The sequence below is a fragment of the Methanomassiliicoccus luminyensis B10 genome (genome assembly GCF_000308215.1).
Classification (GTDB): Archaea; Thermoplasmatota; Thermoplasmata; order Methanomassiliicoccales; family Methanomassiliicoccaceae; genus Methanomassiliicoccus; species Methanomassiliicoccus luminyensis.
Window position 1 is genome coordinate 101,990 of sequence record NZ_CAJE01000004.1, and the last position, 15,592, is coordinate 117,581.

General features: G+C 62.6%; 14 protein-coding genes. 2 read left to right on the forward strand and 12 right to left on the reverse strand.

The window, feature by feature from the left end:
* Positions 1 to 206: 206 nt before the first annotated feature.
* From WYS_RS01175 to WYS_RS01190, 4 genes are all read right to left on the reverse strand, one after another.
* Positions 207 to 1,091: a glycine betaine ABC transporter substrate-binding protein gene (locus tag WYS_RS01175; protein ID WP_019176328.1), complete on the reverse strand. Its 885-nt coding sequence runs from the start codon at positions 1,089 to 1,091 to the stop codon at positions 207 to 209.
* 116 nt (positions 1,092 to 1,207) lie between these two features.
* Entirely contained in the window at positions 1,208 to 2,032 is an 825-nt protein-coding gene (locus WYS_RS01180; RefSeq protein ID WP_019176329.1) for an ABC transporter permease, read from the reverse strand.
* Positions 2,029 to 3,450 (reverse strand): quaternary amine ABC transporter ATP-binding protein, encoded by a 1,422-nt coding sequence (locus WYS_RS01185; protein ID WP_201798873.1) that lies wholly within the window; start codon positions 3,448 to 3,450, stop codon positions 2,029 to 2,031. The genes WYS_RS01180 and WYS_RS01185 overlap by 4 nt, the downstream gene beginning before the upstream one ends.
* 264 nt (positions 3,451 to 3,714) lie before the next feature.
* Positions 3,715 to 4,959, reverse strand: a complete 1,245-nt coding sequence (locus WYS_RS01190; RefSeq protein ID WP_019176331.1) for a cation:proton antiporter — start codon at positions 4,957 to 4,959, stop codon at positions 3,715 to 3,717.
* Positions 4,960 to 5,209: 250 nt separating this feature from the next.
* Between WYS_RS01190 and WYS_RS01195 the strand changes: the two genes are divergently transcribed.
* Positions 5,210 to 6,502 (forward strand): cation:proton antiporter domain-containing protein, encoded by a 1,293-nt coding sequence (locus tag WYS_RS01195; RefSeq protein ID WP_019176332.1) that lies wholly within the window; start codon positions 5,210 to 5,212, stop codon positions 6,500 to 6,502.
* A 39-nt stretch (positions 6,503 to 6,541) separates the two neighbouring features.
* On the opposite strand, the gene WYS_RS01200 is transcribed toward WYS_RS01195, so the two are convergent.
* The 6 genes from WYS_RS01200 to WYS_RS01225 all read right to left on the reverse strand — a co-directional run bounded on the left by WYS_RS01200 (position 6,542) and on the right by WYS_RS01225 (position 12,423).
* A complete protein-coding gene (locus WYS_RS01200) occupies positions 6,542 to 7,330 on the reverse strand; it encodes an alpha/beta fold hydrolase (protein ID WP_019176333.1) in 789 nt (262 codons plus the stop codon).
* Positions 7,331 to 7,375: 45 nt separating this feature from the next.
* Positions 7,376 to 9,028, reverse strand: a complete 1,653-nt coding sequence (locus tag WYS_RS01205; protein ID WP_019176334.1) for an AMP-binding protein — start codon at positions 9,026 to 9,028, stop codon at positions 7,376 to 7,378.
* 9 nt (positions 9,029 to 9,037) lie between these two features.
* Positions 9,038 to 9,601: a helix-turn-helix domain-containing protein gene (locus WYS_RS01210; protein ID WP_019176335.1), complete on the reverse strand. Its 564-nt coding sequence runs from the start codon at positions 9,599 to 9,601 to the stop codon at positions 9,038 to 9,040.
* A 127-nt stretch (positions 9,602 to 9,728) separates the two neighbouring features.
* Complete coding sequence (locus WYS_RS01215; RefSeq protein WP_019176336.1) at positions 9,729 to 11,129, reverse strand: 2-oxoacid:acceptor oxidoreductase family protein; 1,401 nt, start codon at positions 11,127 to 11,129, stop codon at positions 9,729 to 9,731.
* Complete coding sequence (gene vorB / locus WYS_RS01220) at positions 11,126 to 12,178, reverse strand: 3-methyl-2-oxobutanoate dehydrogenase subunit VorB (RefSeq protein ID WP_019176337.1); 1,053 nt, start codon at positions 12,176 to 12,178, stop codon at positions 11,126 to 11,128. The genes WYS_RS01215 and vorB overlap by 4 nt, the downstream gene beginning before the upstream one ends.
* Positions 12,175 to 12,423, reverse strand: a complete 249-nt coding sequence (locus WYS_RS01225) for a 4Fe-4S dicluster domain-containing protein (protein WP_019176338.1) — start codon at positions 12,421 to 12,423, stop codon at positions 12,175 to 12,177. Before WYS_RS01225 ends, vorB begins: the two co-directional genes overlap by 4 nt.
* A gap of 107 nt (positions 12,424 to 12,530) precedes the next feature.
* Between WYS_RS01225 and WYS_RS01230 the strand changes: the two genes are divergently transcribed.
* Positions 12,531 to 13,106: a flavin reductase family protein gene (locus WYS_RS01230; RefSeq protein WP_201798874.1), complete on the forward strand. Its 576-nt coding sequence runs from the start codon at positions 12,531 to 12,533 to the stop codon at positions 13,104 to 13,106.
* Between the two features lie 2 nt (positions 13,107 to 13,108).
* Here the strand turns inward: WYS_RS01230 and WYS_RS01235 are convergent, their stop codons facing one another.
* Positions 13,109 to 13,675, reverse strand: coding sequence for a flavin reductase family protein (locus WYS_RS01235; RefSeq protein WP_019176340.1), 567 nt, complete (start codon positions 13,673 to 13,675; stop codon positions 13,109 to 13,111).
* A gap of 200 nt (positions 13,676 to 13,875) precedes the next feature.
* Positions 13,876 to 15,444 carry a polysaccharide pyruvyl transferase family protein gene (locus tag WYS_RS01240; RefSeq protein WP_019176341.1) on the reverse strand — a complete coding sequence of 523 codons (1,569 nt, stop codon included), beginning with the start codon at positions 15,442 to 15,444 and terminating at the stop codon, positions 13,876 to 13,878.
* Between the last annotated feature and the right edge of the window lie 148 nt (positions 15,445 to 15,592).

Below are 15,592 nucleotides of genomic sequence, written 5' to 3' on the forward strand. Positions count from 1 at the left end.
GACCAGCACGGGGGCGTCAGGCCACTCCTAGAATGAAGCCACGCCCTCGCGATCGGTCGATTAAAGTGTCGCTTGCAGGATAGTAAAAGAACGACTGCGCGGCTTAAATAATTATCTCATCATTATCTAATTGGATATTGTATCTATATGTACATTGGATGTGCCCAAGTAAAAAAAAGATAGGGGGCGAGCGCCCCTTGGGCCGTTCAGTTCGCCACGCCAGTGATCCAGTAGTCCACGGTCCCCCGGTTCGCGTCGATCCATTTCTGGGCGGCCTCTTTCTCGGACATGCCGTCGGCTATGTCCGACATTACCGATTGGATGTCCACCTGGGTCCAGTTGAACCGCTCGATTATGGCGTAGGCCTCCGGGTTCTCTTCCTGGAACCCCTGCCGGGCCAGCGTCTCCACGTGCTCCACGCCGCCATATACTCCCTCAGGGTCCTCAAGCATCACGAGGTCCCACCTCTCGAACGCCCAGTGAGGGGTCCACAGGGTCACCACGATCCATTCCTCGTCGGAATATGCCGAACGGAGCTGCGTAAGCATCATGGCACTGTTGCTGGTCACCAGGTCATAATCCAGGCCGTAGCTTTCGATGGCCTCTTCGGTGGCGATCGTGACCCCCGCTCCGGCGTCGATGCCATATATCTTGCTGTCGAACTGCGCTTTCCTTTCGTTGAGGTCCTCTATGCTGACCACCCCGCTCTCGTAGACGTAGTAGGGGACGGCAAGCCCGATGGTGCAGCCTTCCAGATTGGTCGACACTCGATCTATATCATCCCCGTAGGAATTCCAGTAGCCGCTATGCGTCACCGGCAACCACGCTGAGGTGGTGAAGTCAAGGTCCCCATTGGCCAGGCCCTGATACAGCAATCCCGGGTCCACGTTGACCATCTCTATCCCGAACCCCGCCTCCTCGAGCACCAGCGTTAGCACGTTGGTGCTGGCGATCTCTCCATCCCACGCTACGTACCCGAATTGGAGCTTATCCTCTCCGCTTCCGGATGACCACACGGCGTAGGAGACGGCCGCCAGGGCGACCGCCAAGACCACACCGATCGTTATTGTCTTCTGCGTCTTCTTGTCCATTCTTTCACCTCTCATATTCGTTCTTTTTCGTCGTTCTTTCCATTCATCACCCGCGGAGGGGTGGAGCGTGATAGCTTGCGCTAGCTCGGCGCATTGGTCCTTCTCGTTCCGGGGGATCATTTCGACGGACGAGCGGTGCCCTGGGTGATCCGGTCGAGTATGATGGCGATCAGCACGACGGCCAGGCCAGCTTCGAACCCCAGCCCGATATCCACAGTATTTATGGCCCTCAGGACGTTCCCTCCCAACCCCCTCGCCCCGATCATGGAGGCGATGACCACCATGGACAGAGAGAGCATGATGCACTGGTTGATGCCCGCACGTATGGTTGGCATGGCCAGCGGCAGCTCGATATGCAGCAGCTTCTGGAACGGGGTGGAGCCGAACGAGTCGGCCACTTCCTTCATATCGCGGGGTACCTGGCGGATCCCCAGGTTGGTCAGCCGAACGATGGGGGGCAGAGCGAATACCACCGTCGCGATCATGCCTGGCACGTTCCCCAGCCCGAAGAAGATGGCCACCGGTATCAGGTACACGAACGATGGCATGGTCTGCATGAAGTCCAGGAGTACCTTGACCGCGGCGAAGAGGCGGTCGCTCCGGGAGCAGGCGATCCCGATGGGCATCCCGATGATCACGGCCACCAGGGTGGCGGTCAGCACCAGGGACACGGTGTCCATGGCCAGCTGCCACAGCCCCATGGAGTGGATCAATGCCAGGGCCGCGGCGACACCGCCGGTCAGCAGCAGCCTGCGGGTGGCCACGAAGGCCAGGACCGTGATGAGCGCGATGAGCAGGGGGGCGGGGATCGCCATCAGGGCCTTGCTCACGTAGCCCAGGAACCATCCCAGGGTGTCGGAGAGCCCGTCCAGGAACCATCCCAGGTTCTCATCGATCAGGTCCACCAGTTCGACGGCCGCCTCGCCTATGGGCCCGGTCATGCCAGCGCCTCCTCGGGCTCGATGGTGTTCAGTACCCTGGTGGGCAGGACCTTGCCGATGAGGCGGCGGTCCGGGCCCACCACCGGGGCCGGGTGATCGGTCCTGACGAGAATGGGTATGATCTCCCTTATCGGCGATGAGGGTGCTACCGCGGTGACCTCGGTCATCATGATGTCATCAAGGCTTTCTTCAGGGCCATGCGCGGAGCGGAGGTCCTCGATGCGCACCAGCCCGGCCAGTCTCATGTCCTGGTCGACCACGAACATCCTGGTGACCCCCTCGTCCTCCATGATGGCCAGCGCTTTGACGGGGTCGGTCCTCCGGGGCAGGCAGGGCCCGGGCTGTTCCATGACCCTTTCGACGGTCAGCACCTTGGCCTTGTCCACGCTGCTCATGAAGGACCGGACGAAGTCGTCGGCCGGTTTAGCCAGGATGTCCTCGGGAGTACCGATCTGCACGATGCGGCCCTCTTTCATTATCGCTATCCGATCCCCTATCGAGAGCGCCTCCTCAAGGTCATGGGTCACGAAGACAATGGTCTTCCTGACCTTTCCCTGGAGCTGCACCAGCTCGCGCTGCATGTCCCTGCGGATGATGGGGTCGAGAGCGCTGAAGGCCTCGTCCATGAGCAGGATGTCCGGGCCGTTCACCAGTGCCCTGGCCAGCCCCACCCTTTGCTTCTGCCCCCCGCTCATCTGGGACGGGAGGGCCTCTTCGTAGCCCTCCAACCCGACCATCCCCAGCATGGAGCGGGCGCTCTCGTGCCGGGCTTCCAGGGGGACCCCCTGAAGCTCCAGTCCATAGGCGACGTTCTCAACGGCGGTCCGATGGGGCAGCAAGGCGAAGTTCTGGAAGACCATGCTTATCTTGTGCCGGCGGAGATCCCGGAGCGCGTGGGCGTCCAATTCCAGCACGTCCTGGGAATCGATGACGATCGATCCGCTCGACGGCTCGATAAGCCGGTTGATGCATCTCAATAGGGTCGACTTGCCGCAGCCGGACAGCCCCATGATGACGAAGACCTCTCCCTCCCTTATGTCCAGATCTATGTTCTGGATGCCTACGTTGCTGCCAGTGGCCTCCATGATGTCCTTTTTTGACCGGCCGGCCGCGAGAAGTGCCAGGGCCGGCTTGGGATCGGCCCCATAGATCTTGGTGAGGTCCCTGATCTTTATCTTGATGATAGAAGGATGGTCCCTCTCGGGTACCGCGCGGGAGAGGGCAGGGACCATGGCCATGCTCCCGGCGGTGCCTTCGTTCGTGGCAGATGGGGACGGACGCTTCCGGAAGCGGTCCATCAGCCCGATCAGCCACTCGAAGACGTGATTATTGATCGGATCGATGATCTCGTCGAGCCAGAGGGATAGTCTCGTTTCGGCGTTCCTGAGCAGAGCTTGCGCTCTTGTTGTTAAGGGCATATACTTTTCACCTCAGTTCGCCGCAAGCTATTGGGCCAGCACGAGGCACCACTCAGAAAGCCATGCCTTTGTGATAGGTCGATTTAAGTATCGCTTGCGGGACAGCTAAAGGAACTGCGCTATCGCATATAAAATTATCCCAATTATATCAACATTGATAATATTGCTGGACATGACCTGGTCACATCATCCGTCGCCGGGCAGGCAAGAGCCCCCGGCGCAGGATGTCGGGGCGCGGCGCCTTAGTGGGAACGCTCAGGCGCTTCACTCTCCGGCCTCGGGCACCGCGCATGCAAGGTTGTTCTTCCTCTTGAACGCCCACGTGAGCAGGGGAGGCGCCACTATGGTGGTGGCCATGGACATGAACACGATCACGGAGAACATGCTGTCCGAGATCACCGCCATGCTCAGCCCGATGGAGGCGATGATGATGCCCACCTCGCCCCGGGGGACCATGCCGACGCCGATGACCGTGGCGGACCTTCCGCCCAAGCTCCTCGCGCCCAGGCCGCAGCCCAGGAACTTGGTGACGATGGCGAGCAGAGTAACGATCACGGCGAGGACGATGACATCGCCGAACGAGGCGAGGTCCACCGACATCCCCACATGAAGGAAGAAGAACGGCACCAAGAACTCGTTGATGGGATGGAAGTCCTCCTCGCAGGGCCATTTGTCCTTGAACTCGGCGAAGGCCATGCCTGCCAGGAACGCCCCTATGATGGCTGCCAGGCCCACATAGGAGGCGAAGAAGGAGAGCCCGAGGCAGACGATGATGGCGAGAGGCAGGGGGGTGATGCCGCGGCGCTTCCGCTCCACGGCGCAGCCGTCCCTCGCTTCAGCGCTCTCTCCCTTCCGGGCGGCGAGGCGCTTCCTGGCCCGGGGGATGAGGATCGAGCCGACGAATATGACCATCACCACGAACAGCACTCCCTCAAGGGACACTAGGGCGATGTCCAGGATGCTGGTGCCGCTGCCGGAGGCGACGCCGACCACTATGGCCAGGACGATCATGCCCAGCACGTCATCGATGACCGCCGCGCCTATGATCACGCGTGACTCGATGGCGTTGGTTAGGTCCATATCCTTGATGACCCGGGCGGTGATGCCCACGCTCGTGGCCACCAGGGCCGCGCCGATGAACAGCGCCTCGGTCATCCCGTGGCCCAGCCCAAGCATCAGGGCGATGCCGGCCACCAGGGGAAAGACCACGCCCAGAACGGCCACCAGGGTGGCGGTCCTGCCCACCTTCCTGAGCTCGCTGAACGGCGTCTCCAGTCCCACCGCGAACAGCAGGAAGATGACCCCGAGCTCGGCCAGTATCTCGAAGAAGCTCAGGTCGGTGTCAAGGCCCAGCGACGTGAACAGGAACGTGTTCGCTACAATTATTCCCGCCAGGATCTCGCCGATGACGGGGGATATCTTGATCCTCTCGCACAGCAGCCCGGCCACCTTGGCCAGGAGGATCAGGACGAACAGCTGCATCAATATGGTCTCGATCGAAAGCTCCATCGCGCGCCCCGGTCAGCGAATAGGGTCATGCCTATTAAAAATCCCCAGATGGGGCGGTCTCCTCTCCGCGCCGTTCTATCAAAGCTCACACTCATATGTTACGCCCCGCTCGCTCATGAGGCCGGCGGGATGGCCGATCATGGTCGGAGACGCCCAGAGGGGACCGCGAGGCTCTTGCTATGCCCTGTTGATCCCGGTCTGCGGCCGGTTTTATATACCAAATACGTTGCAGTCCCAGAGAGTGACCAGTATGGATGCGACCATGGTGTTCTTGATAGGGTCCGTGGCCCTGCTCGTAGGGTTCACGGCGGACTATCTGTTCAGGCGATACAAGGCCCCGGACGTGCTGATCCTCATCGCGTTCGGGGCGGCCCTCGGGCCGGCCTTCACCGGCCTTATCAACGAATCCATGGCCCAGAGCATGACCGTACTGACACCCTACGTGGCGACCCTGGCCCTGGTCGTGATAATGTTCCATGCGGGGATGGGCCTCCATATCAGGGAGGTGCTGACCTCCCTCAACCGGGCGCTGGTCCAGACCGTGGTCGCCTTCATGATATCCCTGGCCCTGGTGGCGGGGATATGTTTCTTCGCCCTGCGGTGGGACCTCATGACCTCGCTGCTCATGGGCGCCATCCTCGGCGGCACCAGCGCGGCAATCGTCATCCCGCTGATCAACGGCCTCAAGGTCTCCGGGAACGCCAAGATCATTCTCACTCTCGAGTCGGCCATCGTGGACGTCCTCTCCGTGATCGTGGCGATGGTGCTTATCGGGGTCATACTCTCGGGGAAGGCCGACCTGGGCGGGATCGCGGTGATGATGGTGTCGACCTTCCTGATCTCCATTCTGGCAGGCTTCGTGGCCGGACTTATCTGGCTAAAGGTCCTGTCCAGACTCTCGGGGAAGCCGTTCTCCTACATGGTCACCTTGGGGGTCATGCTGGGCGTGTACGCGATGACCGAGGTGCTGGTCGGGGGGACCGGCGGGGGAACGCTGGCGGCGCTGGTATTCGGTCTGACCCTGTCCAATGGCGAGGAGCTGGCCAGCATCCTCCGGAGGGATGCCCGCAACTACGTCTGTGACGAGCACATCAGCACCCTTCACGACGAGATCACCTTCTTTGTCCGGACCTTCTTCTTCATCTACCTGGGCATTGTGGTGACGACCATGTCCGTCACCATGTTCCACATCGCGGCGGGGGTGACAATGTCCGTGGCCATCATCCTGGGCCGGTATCTCTGCACCCGCCACTTCTCCCGGCGCCTGGTGTCCACCAAGATCGACCGGGAGGCCATGATGTTCATGATGCCCCGGGGCCTGTGCGCGGCGGTCCTGGCGTCCCTCCCCCTGTCCATGGGGGCGGTGAGCGTGGAGATGGGAGAGGCGATCATGGGGGCCGTTACCATCGTGATCCTGATCACCACTGCGGTGGCCTCGTTCGGCGCGTTCTACATGCACCGCGGCCTGGCAAAAGAGGAGAAGGCCGCAGAACTCGCGACGCTCTCGCCCCCCGCCGAGGGGCCGTCCGGGGGGCAGGCATGAACTCCCGATGCGGACCGCCCGCGTGAGCGATCCTGGAGATCAGTCCTTCAGCGGGTGATTGGCCAGGAACCTCAGGATGGCCGGGGCGTACCCCGAGGGCGGGAGGAAGTGGCCCGCCGCCGGGATGGTGACGAACTTCGCGCCGGGTATGCTCGCGGCAACCTCCTCCCCGAAGTACAGCGGGACCATGATATCCTCGATGCCATGGATGACCAGGGTCGGTGCGCGTATATCACGGAGCCGCTCCTTGCTGGTGAAGGCATCCAACGCCTTCTTCTGCCTCGCGTACCCGTCCAGTATGCGGGGGTCGCACCCGTTGCCGTTCAGGCACATCGACTCCTTGCCCCGGTAATATCCTTCGGTGGAGCACCAGGCGTTCATCATTTGCAGGAAGGTCTCCATGCTCGCCCCCTCCCGAACGGAATGCACCATCGCATCGATGGCGAAGCGGGAGCGATCGGGCTCCTTGGTGTAGGTGGACATGAGAACCAGTCCGCCGACCCGGCGGGGATGCCGCATTGCCACCAGCTGGGCCACATTGCCCCCCATGGACCAGCCTACGACATGCGACTTCTCGATGCCCAATGTATCCAGCAGGCCGGCGGCGTCGTCGGCCAGGTCATCCATGGTGAACGGTGTGCCGTCGTCCTCGGTCAGGCCGCTCCCGCGGTTGTCGAAAGCGATGACCTGGTACCGCTTCTCCAGCAACGGAATGGCCTTCTTCCAGTTGTACAGGTCGCCGCTGAAGCCGGTGATGAGCAGCAGCGGCTCCCCCTCGCCGTGGACGTGATAATGTATGTCGGCGCTTCTTACCTTGACCTTGGGCATCGGGGCCACGAACTCCGAGGAACTATTTACGGGTTGCCGAACTCGTTACGCGTCCGGCCAGCGCTTCGCCGCGTCCTCCCTCAGCTTGTACTTCATGATCTTGCCCGAGGCGGTCAGGGGGAAGGAATCCACGAAGGCCACATATTTCGGGATCTTGTAGAAGGCGATCTGGCCGCGGCAGAAGTCCTGCACGTCCTCCGGGGTCATCTGAACGTGGGGGTACAAGATGACATAGGCACCCGGCTGCTCCCCGTATTTCTTCGAGGGCACGCCCACGACCTGCACGTCCTGCACGCCGGGCATGTGGTGGATGAAGTCCTCCACCTCTTTTGGGTAGATGTTCTCCCCTCCCCGGATGATCATGTCCTTGAGCCGGCCGGTGATCGAAAGGTAACCGTCCTTGTCCATCATCCCGATGTCGCCGGAGTGGAGCCAGCCGTTCTTGTCGATGGCCTTCTCGGTCTCCACGGGCATTTTGTAGTAGCCTTTCATGACATTGTAGCCCCGGCAGCACACCTCGCCGTGCTCGCCCGCGCCGCACTCCTTCCCGGTGTCGGGATCGAACAGCTTCACCTCCACCCCCGGGAGCGGCTGCCCCACCGTGGAGCACTTCTTGTTGATGTCCGGCTCGTCCCAGCGGGTCTGCGTCATGCCGGGCGACGACTCGGTGAGGCCGAACACGATGGTGCACTCGCTCATGTTCATCTTCTCCACCACCTCGTGCATGCTCTTCACCGGGCAGGGGGACCCCGCCATGATCCCGGTCCGCAGGGTGGAGAAGTCGAACTTGCTGAACAGGGGATGATCGAGCACGGTTATGAACATGGTCGGCACGCCGTACAGCGCGGTGCATCTCTCTTTCTCCACTGACATCATGACGTTGACGGGGTCGTACTTCTCCAGTATGACCATCGTCGCCCCGGTGTTCAGGCTGGACATGACCCCCAGCACGCACCCGAAACAGTGGAACAGCGGCACCGGGATGCAGATGCGGTCCTGGGGGCCGAAGTTCATGTACGAGCCGATCCAGTAGCCGTTGTTGCCTATGTTGTGGTGGGTGAGCATCACTCCCTTCGGGAACCCGGTGGTCCCGGAGGTGTACTGCATGTTCACGACGTCGTAGCAAGAGAGCTGCGACTGCCGCTCCCTGTACTCGGCGTCGGAGGTCTGCGAGGCAACGTCCATGACCTCGTCCATGGCGTACAGCCCGCGATGCTTCTCCGGCCCCAGGAACAGCACCCTCTTCAGGTGCGGATAGTTCGCCGAACGGAGCTGGCCCCGGGGCCGCTCCTTCAGCTCGGGCACCAGGTCGTACATCATGGCCAGGTAGTCGGTGTCGCGGTACCCGTCGATAATGAAGATGTTCTCCGTCTCCGACTGCTTGAGGACGTAGTCGATCTCGGCGCGCTTGTAGTTGATGTTGATGGTGAGCAGGATCGCCCCGATGCGGGCAGTGGCGAACTGCAGGGTGACCCAGTGCGGAACATTGGTCGCCCACACCGCTACCTTCTCACCCTTCTTCACCCCCAGGGCCATGAGGCCCTTGGCCACCCGGTCGATGGTGGCGGAGAACTCCCTCCAGGTCTGCCGGTAGTTGCGGTCGGCGTACACCACCGCGTCGGTGTCGGGGCACTTGGCCACCGTTTCGTCGAGAAGCTGTCCGAGGGTCGCTTCCCTGGTGATCTCTTGGCGGAACATGGGATGACCTCAGAACGGCGTGTACACCACGGCGTAGATGGCCGCCCTCTCGGCGCCCGCGGCCTTCACCAGGTGCGGCACTATGGAATTGTAGTAGATGGAGTCCCCGGCCTTGAGGCGGCTGGCCTCCTTCCCGACCTGCACCTCCACTTCACCGGATACCACGATGATGAACTCCTCGCCCTCATGGGACGACAGGGACTCCTCCCCGTTCGGCTCTATGTCAATATAGAACGGCTCCATGTGGCGATCGGTCTTCCCCTGCCCCAGAGGGTAGTAGCGATAGTTCGCTGGCCCCGCGCCGCGATGCGGGGTGCCGTCATCCTTCCTCTCGCCGGCGCGGACGATGACCGGGCCGTCCACGAACTGGTCGTCCATGAACGTCCCCACTCTCTGGCCCAGCGCCCTGGAGAGCTTCACCAGGACGCTGATGGACGGATAGACCGCGCCGTCCTCCACGTTGCTCACGAGGGCGGCGTCAAGGCCGGCGTTCTTGGCGAGGTCCTCGACCGACAGGCCGAGCCTCTCGCGGTACGTGCGTATCCTGGTTCCTAGCAGCTGAGACGACGACATGATTCTCACCGTGACTTCCGTCTATCAAAAAAGGCCATCCAGCCCTTCCGCGGCCTCTCTTCCCGGACGAATCCGCAAGATCGATAATATAGCTTGTCCGCGGATGCAGAGAGGCTGCCACGCTCGATCATTTCAGGCTCTCCCCGGCCCAGGCCTTGGCGGCCTGGTAGACCTTGCGGTTCCGCTCGATCAGGGCGGGCTTGGCAGAGAAGCTCTGGTCCAGCGCGGCCAGCAGTTCCTCTTCGGGAACGTCCAGCAGCCCCAGGGCGCTCAGGGCCCCCAGCAGCGCAGTGTTGGCGGCCTTGGGGGTGCCGTTCTCCGCGGCGATCTTCCCGGCGGGGAACGCCAGCATTCTCACTCCCTCCGGCGCCGCCACCTCTACCGGGATGGACGCGTCGTAGAGCACCGTCCCGCCCCCGACCACGGCGGGCAGGAACTTCTCCAGGGAGGGCTGGTTCATCGCCACCAGGAGGTCTGGCTCGTCCACGGTGGGAGAGCCGATCTCGCGGCCGCCCACGACCACCGCGCAGGAGGCGGCCCCGCCCCGCTGCTCCGGCCCGTAGCTGGGGAACCAGGAGACGTAGCGGCCGGCCTTGCCGGCGGCCTCCGCGATCACCAGGCCGAGGCTCAGGACGCCCTGTCCCCCGAACCCGGAGAACTTCATGCGCCTCTCCCGGAAGGAATCGTCCCTCCGGGGCTCAAGGCCCCCCTCGGAGGCCCCCAGCAGCTCGGAGATGCCCTTCCGGGGGATCTCCCCGGCCTGGGGGGTAGGCTCCCCGGAGCGGTCGCGGTAGCAGCCCAGGGGGAACACCTTCTCCATATGGTCGGTGACGAAGGCCGCCGACTTGAGGGGGTCCATCCTCCAGTTGGTCGGGCACGGCGATAAGATCTCCACGAACGCGAAGCCCTTGCCGTCGCGCTGGATCTCCAGGGCCCTGCGGATCGCCTTCTTGGCCTGCATGATGCGCTTGGTGTCGGCTACCGACACGCGCTCCACGTACACCGGCGCCTCCAGCTGGGAGAACACCTCGCATACCTTCAGGGGGTACCCGTTCCTGACCACATCGCGGCCGAACGGCGTGGTGGTGGTTTTCTGGCCCGGGAGCGTGGTGGGGGCCATCTGCCCCCCGGTCATGGCGTAGATGGAATTGTTGACGAAGAAGCAGGCGAACTTCTCGCCGCGGTTGGCCGCCTGGAAGGCGTTGTTGAAGCCTATCGCCCCGAGGTCGCCGTCCCCCTGGTAGGCCACGATGACCTTGTCGGGAAGGACCCGGGACAGCCCGGTGGCGACGGCGGAAGCCCTCCCATGAGGCGCCGCCACGTTCCCGCAGTCGAAGTAGTAGTAGCAGAAGGCGGCGCATCCCACCGGGGACACGAACACCGCGCGGTCCTGAAGGCCGAGGTCCGCGAGGGCCTCGCCGATCAGCTTGTGCGCGATCCCGTGGCCGCACCCAGCGCAGAACGTGGTGGTCTTGCTTCCGTCCTTTCGGTCGAAGGTATCGTAGAACCCGGCGGCCTTCTTGATCATGCGCGCCCCTCCATCATCCTGGCGGCGCCGTCGATCACGGCCTCCACCTTCACCAGGTTCCCGCCCATGCGGTTGACCAGACCGATCCCGGACGGCCGGCGGTCGAGGTACAGCCTCACGTCCTCGCGGTACTGCCCGTTGCTCATCTCCACCACCAGCACCCTCTTCCCGCCGCAGGCGGCGTTCAGCTCCTTCTCCGGGAACGGGGACAGGGTGATGGGGCGGAACAGCCCGGCCTTGACCCCCTGCGAGCGCAGCCGGTCCACCGCGGAGCGGGCGATCCGTGCCGCCGAACCATACCCGGTGAGCACTATCTCCGCGTCGTCCGTCAGATAGCTCTCGGCCATGCTGTCCTTCTTCATCGATTCGTACTTATCTTGCAGCGCAAGGTTGTGCTGCTCATGGCGGTCCGGGTCGAGGTAGATAGAGGTGATGAGGTTCCGGCGGGTGGCCGCATCCCCTTTCACCGCCCAGGACGACATGTCGGGCCGGGGCGCTTCTTTCTCTGGCAGCCTGAGCGGCTCCATCATCTGCCCCAGGACGGCGTCGGCGAGCACTATGGCGGGGTTGCGGTACTTGATCGCCAGCTCGAACGCCTTTATGGTAAGGTCGCACATCTCCTGGACGGAGCCCGGAGCGAGCACGATGCTGCGGTAGTTGCCGTGGCCCCCGCCCTTCACCGCCTGGTTGTAGTCTCCCTGCTCCGGGCCGATGTTGCCCAGACCGGGGCCGGTCCTCTGGACGTTGATGATCACCGCCGGGAGCTGCGCTCCCGCCAGGTAGGAGATGCCTTCCTGCATCAGGCTGATGCCCGGCCCGGACGAGGCGGTCATGGCGAGCATGCCGGCGCTGGCCGCACCGTAAATCATGTTGACCGACCCCGTCTCGCACTCGGCCTGCAGGAACACCTTCCCCAGCTGGGGGAAGTACTCCGCGGCCCCGTGGGCGATCTCGCTGGCCGGGGTGATGGGATATCCGAAATACACGTCGCACCCGGCGTACAGAGCGCCGATGACCGCGGCCTCGTTCCCCTTGACGAACTTCCTCATCGCCTTCCCTCCCTGTCCGCGGTGTGGACCTCGATGGCGTAGATCTCCGGGCAATTGTAAAAGCAGATGGCGCAGCCGGTGCAGCCCTCCCCCACGTACTCGGCGGGCACGAAGCCCCTCCGGTTGGGCCGGGGAGCGGGCCTCAGCACCTTCTTGGGGCAGGCGGCGATGCATCTGCCGCAGCCCTTGCATTCGTCCTCGATTATGACGGGTCGGGGAAGCAGCGTTTCCTTGGCGGCGCTCATGGTCCCGGTTCCGAAAAGCTGGAACCTACTTATATTTACGCAAAAATGGAGCGATGCGCCCCCTCCGTCCGCCGCGGCAAGAATGAATACTCCGGGCAGGCATCCATGTGAGCGATAACATGCGCAAGATCACCCTCGGCAAGAAGATGCCGCCGCTGGCGATGCCCATCTGCTTGGTCGGTGCGAACGTGGGAGGAAAGCCCAACTTCTGCACCATCGCCTGGTTCACCATGATCGACGACGAGCCGCCCATGATCGGGCTGGTGATGGCCAAGGAGCGGAGGACCAAGGATGGGATCATGGAGAACCGGACCTTCTCGGTGAACCTGCCGAGCACGGCCATGGCCGCGGCCACCGACCACTGCGGACTGGTGTCAGGCCGCGATGTCGACAAGTCCGATGTCTTCAAGGTGTTCTACGGCGAGCTCGGCAGCGCCCCCTTGATAGAGGAGAGCCCCGTGTCGATGGAATGCCGGCTCAGCAATGTGGTGGAGTTCGAGACCACCGACCTGATGGTGGGCGAGGTCGTGCAGGTGCACGTCGACGCCTCAGTGGTCCCGGGCGGAAAGATCGACTATGCCATGCTCGACCCGCTGCTATATGCCTCCGGCAGCGCCTACCATTCCCTGGGGGAGAAGAAGGCCGACGCGTTCAAGGTCGGGAGGAACTACCGGAAAAAGTAGCCTCAGCGCTTTTCCGCTATCTTCAGCCGCCGCCCCACGTCCCAGGCCTGGGCGACCGTCTCCCCCAGCATGCGGTAGTGGTTGTCCGGCATCGTCAGCACCAGCGGTCTCATCCCCAGGAGGTCCGCTTTCCCGTTCTCCACGTACTTTTCGTCGGCGTAGGCGTTCTTGACCTCGCCGACGAAGAGGTAGTGGGTCGGGAGCTCCAGCGTCCTGGCCACCAGGCACTCCGCGGCCATGGGGGAATCGGTTATCAGCGGGGCCATCTCCAGCTCTCCTTTGAACGTTTCGAACACGTCCGACTTGTCGGTGTCCCGGCCGGAGAACAGTCCGCAATAGTCGGCCTTCTCCACCATCTCCGCCGTGACCAGGTTGATGGAGAACGCACCGGCCTCCAGAATGCCCTCCGCGGTGTACCGCCCCTTGGCCACGGCTATGGACAGCTGGGGCGGGCTCATGTTGGCCATGGTGACCCAGCCCGCTGGCATGAAGTTCGGCCTTCCTCTCACCACGGTCCCCGCCACCACGACGGCCATGGGGAGCGCGGGCATCTCGATACTGACCTTCATTTGATGTACCTCCGTGTGCACTTCCCACGTCGGAGCCTCTGGTTCATAATAAGAGCGGCGGCGGCCCTGCGGTCCCGCCCGGGCGGAAGTACCAAAAGGACGGGCCGCGGGGCGCTGACGGATGCAGGTCCCGGGCTCTCTCACTGCACATGAAAATGGGAAAGGTCGGCATGCGGGCCGGCATCGTTCTGAAAAGGACCTTAAAGAGCTGTTTTCACAAGATAATAATCTACAGCGTTGTTCTTCTTGCGCTTCTTTACCGCGCCCATCTTCTCCAGTTCGGCCAATGCGTTCATGCACTGGGCCTTGGGAAGCTTGGAGAGGGACGTGGCCTTCTCAGCGCTTACCGCCTTGTCCTCGGAGACTATTCCGGCGCTCTTCAGTGAGTTAAAGAGCTTCTCGACCTGAGGTGAGACCATGAAAGGCTGGATTAGCGAGGGGTTAAAAAGTTTTTCGCTACCTGTGGAAACTGGAGAAAAGGGTCGTCTCCTCCTCTTGGTCTTTCGGGCGGACCGGCCCTTGACGGCCAGGACGAGGTCTATAGCGTAATTGGAGGCGACGAACAGGGGGACCAGCGGCAGGTGCGTGTAGAACTTCCGGTGGTCCGCCTCTTTGGTCTCCAGCACGTCCTTGATCACGTCCACGTTCTCCTGCGACCTCTTGCACAGAGAGCGGACCCGCTCCTTGTCCCTCCATCCCTCGTCCTGCAGCGCGGTGCGGACCTTCTCCATGATGCCCTCCTCGCTCAGGTCGGTGGTGTCCACCAGGAAGTCCTCCCGCCCGATCTGGGACATGAATGAGTGAAGCTTGGGCGCATAGTCGAACGCCACCATGGGGATGCCCTGGTCGGAGGCGATGAGAAGGGTGTGCAGGCGCATCGCTATCAGCAGGTCCATGTGGCTGAGCAGCCCCTTCAGCTCGTCCGGGGTGTACTCGCGAGCCAGCATGGAGAAGCGATCCTTCCTCTCGATGTTGCCGAGGATGCGGTGGCCGATGGTCTCGTCGAACACCTGGGTATGGTAGTATTTCTTCCGCTCGCAGGTCTCCATGGGCAGGAAGACGATGTGGGCGTCCAGGTCGCTGATGATACGGTTGCACACGCTGGCCACGGTGTCGAGGAACTTGTCCTCGTCCCAGGTGGAATAGAAGTAGTACATCTCGTCCTGGGAGCGCACGTTCACCCCGATGGTCATCGAAGCTCCGCTATGCCCGTTATTCTCCAGGAGCCTGTTCCCGTCCAGCTTGGGCAACAGCAGGAAGGCCAGGTCCGCCGTTGCCTGGATGGGTACCTTGTCCACGCCCAGGGCCTGCAGCCGGTCCTTGGAGCTCTCGTCCCGCACGGTGATGGCGTCCATGCAGTTGAGCGCCCTTCGAGTAAAGAAGCGCTGGAACGAGGACTGCAGGGGCAGGGCGCCGACGCTGCAGCACATTACCGGAACCCCCATCAGCTTGGCCAGGCGGAGGAACGACATGCTGCAGAGGTCTCCGTTGATGAGGTCCCCGCCGCCGTAGATCACCAGGTCCGAGCGCCGCAGGAACCCCAGCACCCGGGGCAGATGCTGGGGCTTGTAGTATTCGAATATGGGCGCGGTGCCCGCGACCGAGTGGAACTTTCTCTGTATCTCCTTCTCGTTGTCCGCCAGGACGTAGACGGTCAGTTTGGAAGAGACCGCTGATTTAAGGACGTTCAGGAGAGAGGAGAAAATGGCATCGTCGCCCGTGTTCACGCCAGCCCAGTTGGCTATGGTTATCGTCAGCTCATCCTTCATGGCGACCCGACCCACCCCTCACGCGACGATAAGTTGGACCAGGCCCATTTTATATATGTATCGCCAGCAAACCCACTCTTTTCGAAGAGGGATTACATGTAGCCAGAAATACCAATTGTATCGTCGCTGATCTCTCGCCAGATGTTCC

Excerpts from the sequence above, each read along its gene's own strand:
- WYS_RS01210 (WP_019176335.1), bottom strand. The coding sequence starts at position 9,601 with ATGTCGTCGTCTCAGCTGCTAGGAACCAGGATACGCACGTACCGCGAG.
- WYS_RS01225 (WP_019176338.1), bottom strand. The coding sequence starts at position 12,423 with ATGAGCGCCGCCAAGGAAACGCTGCTTCCCCGACCCGTCATAATCGAG.
- WYS_RS01200 (WP_019176333.1), bottom strand. The coding sequence starts at position 7,330 with ATGCCCAAGGTCAAGGTAAGAAGCGCCGACATACATTATCACGTCCAC.
- WYS_RS01195 (WP_019176332.1), top strand. The coding sequence starts at position 5,210 with ATGGATGCGACCATGGTGTTCTTGATAGGGTCCGTGGCCCTGCTCGTA.
- WYS_RS01190 (WP_019176331.1), bottom strand. The coding sequence starts at position 4,959 with ATGGAGCTTTCGATCGAGACCATATTGATGCAGCTGTTCGTCCTGATC.
- WYS_RS01185 (WP_201798873.1), bottom strand. The coding sequence starts at position 3,450 with ATGCCCTTAACAACAAGAGCGCAAGCTCTGCTCAGGAACGCCGAAACG.
- WYS_RS01180 (WP_019176329.1), bottom strand. The coding sequence starts at position 2,032 with ATGACCGGGCCCATAGGCGAGGCGGCCGTCGAACTGGTGGACCTGATC.
- WYS_RS01235 (WP_019176340.1), bottom strand. The coding sequence starts at position 13,675 with ATGAAGGTCAGTATCGAGATGCCCGCGCTCCCCATGGCCGTCGTGGTG.
- vorB (WP_019176337.1), bottom strand. The coding sequence starts at position 12,178 with ATGAGGAAGTTCGTCAAGGGGAACGAGGCCGCGGTCATCGGCGCTCTG.
- WYS_RS01205 (WP_019176334.1), bottom strand. The coding sequence starts at position 9,028 with ATGTTCCGCCAAGAGATCACCAGGGAAGCGACCCTCGGACAGCTTCTC.
- WYS_RS01215 (WP_019176336.1), bottom strand. The coding sequence starts at position 11,129 with ATGATCAAGAAGGCCGCCGGGTTCTACGATACCTTCGACCGAAAGGAC.
- WYS_RS01175 (WP_019176328.1), bottom strand. The coding sequence starts at position 1,091 with ATGGACAAGAAGACGCAGAAGACAATAACGATCGGTGTGGTCTTGGCG.
- WYS_RS01240 (WP_019176341.1), bottom strand. The coding sequence starts at position 15,444 with ATGAAGGATGAGCTGACGATAACCATAGCCAACTGGGCTGGCGTGAAC.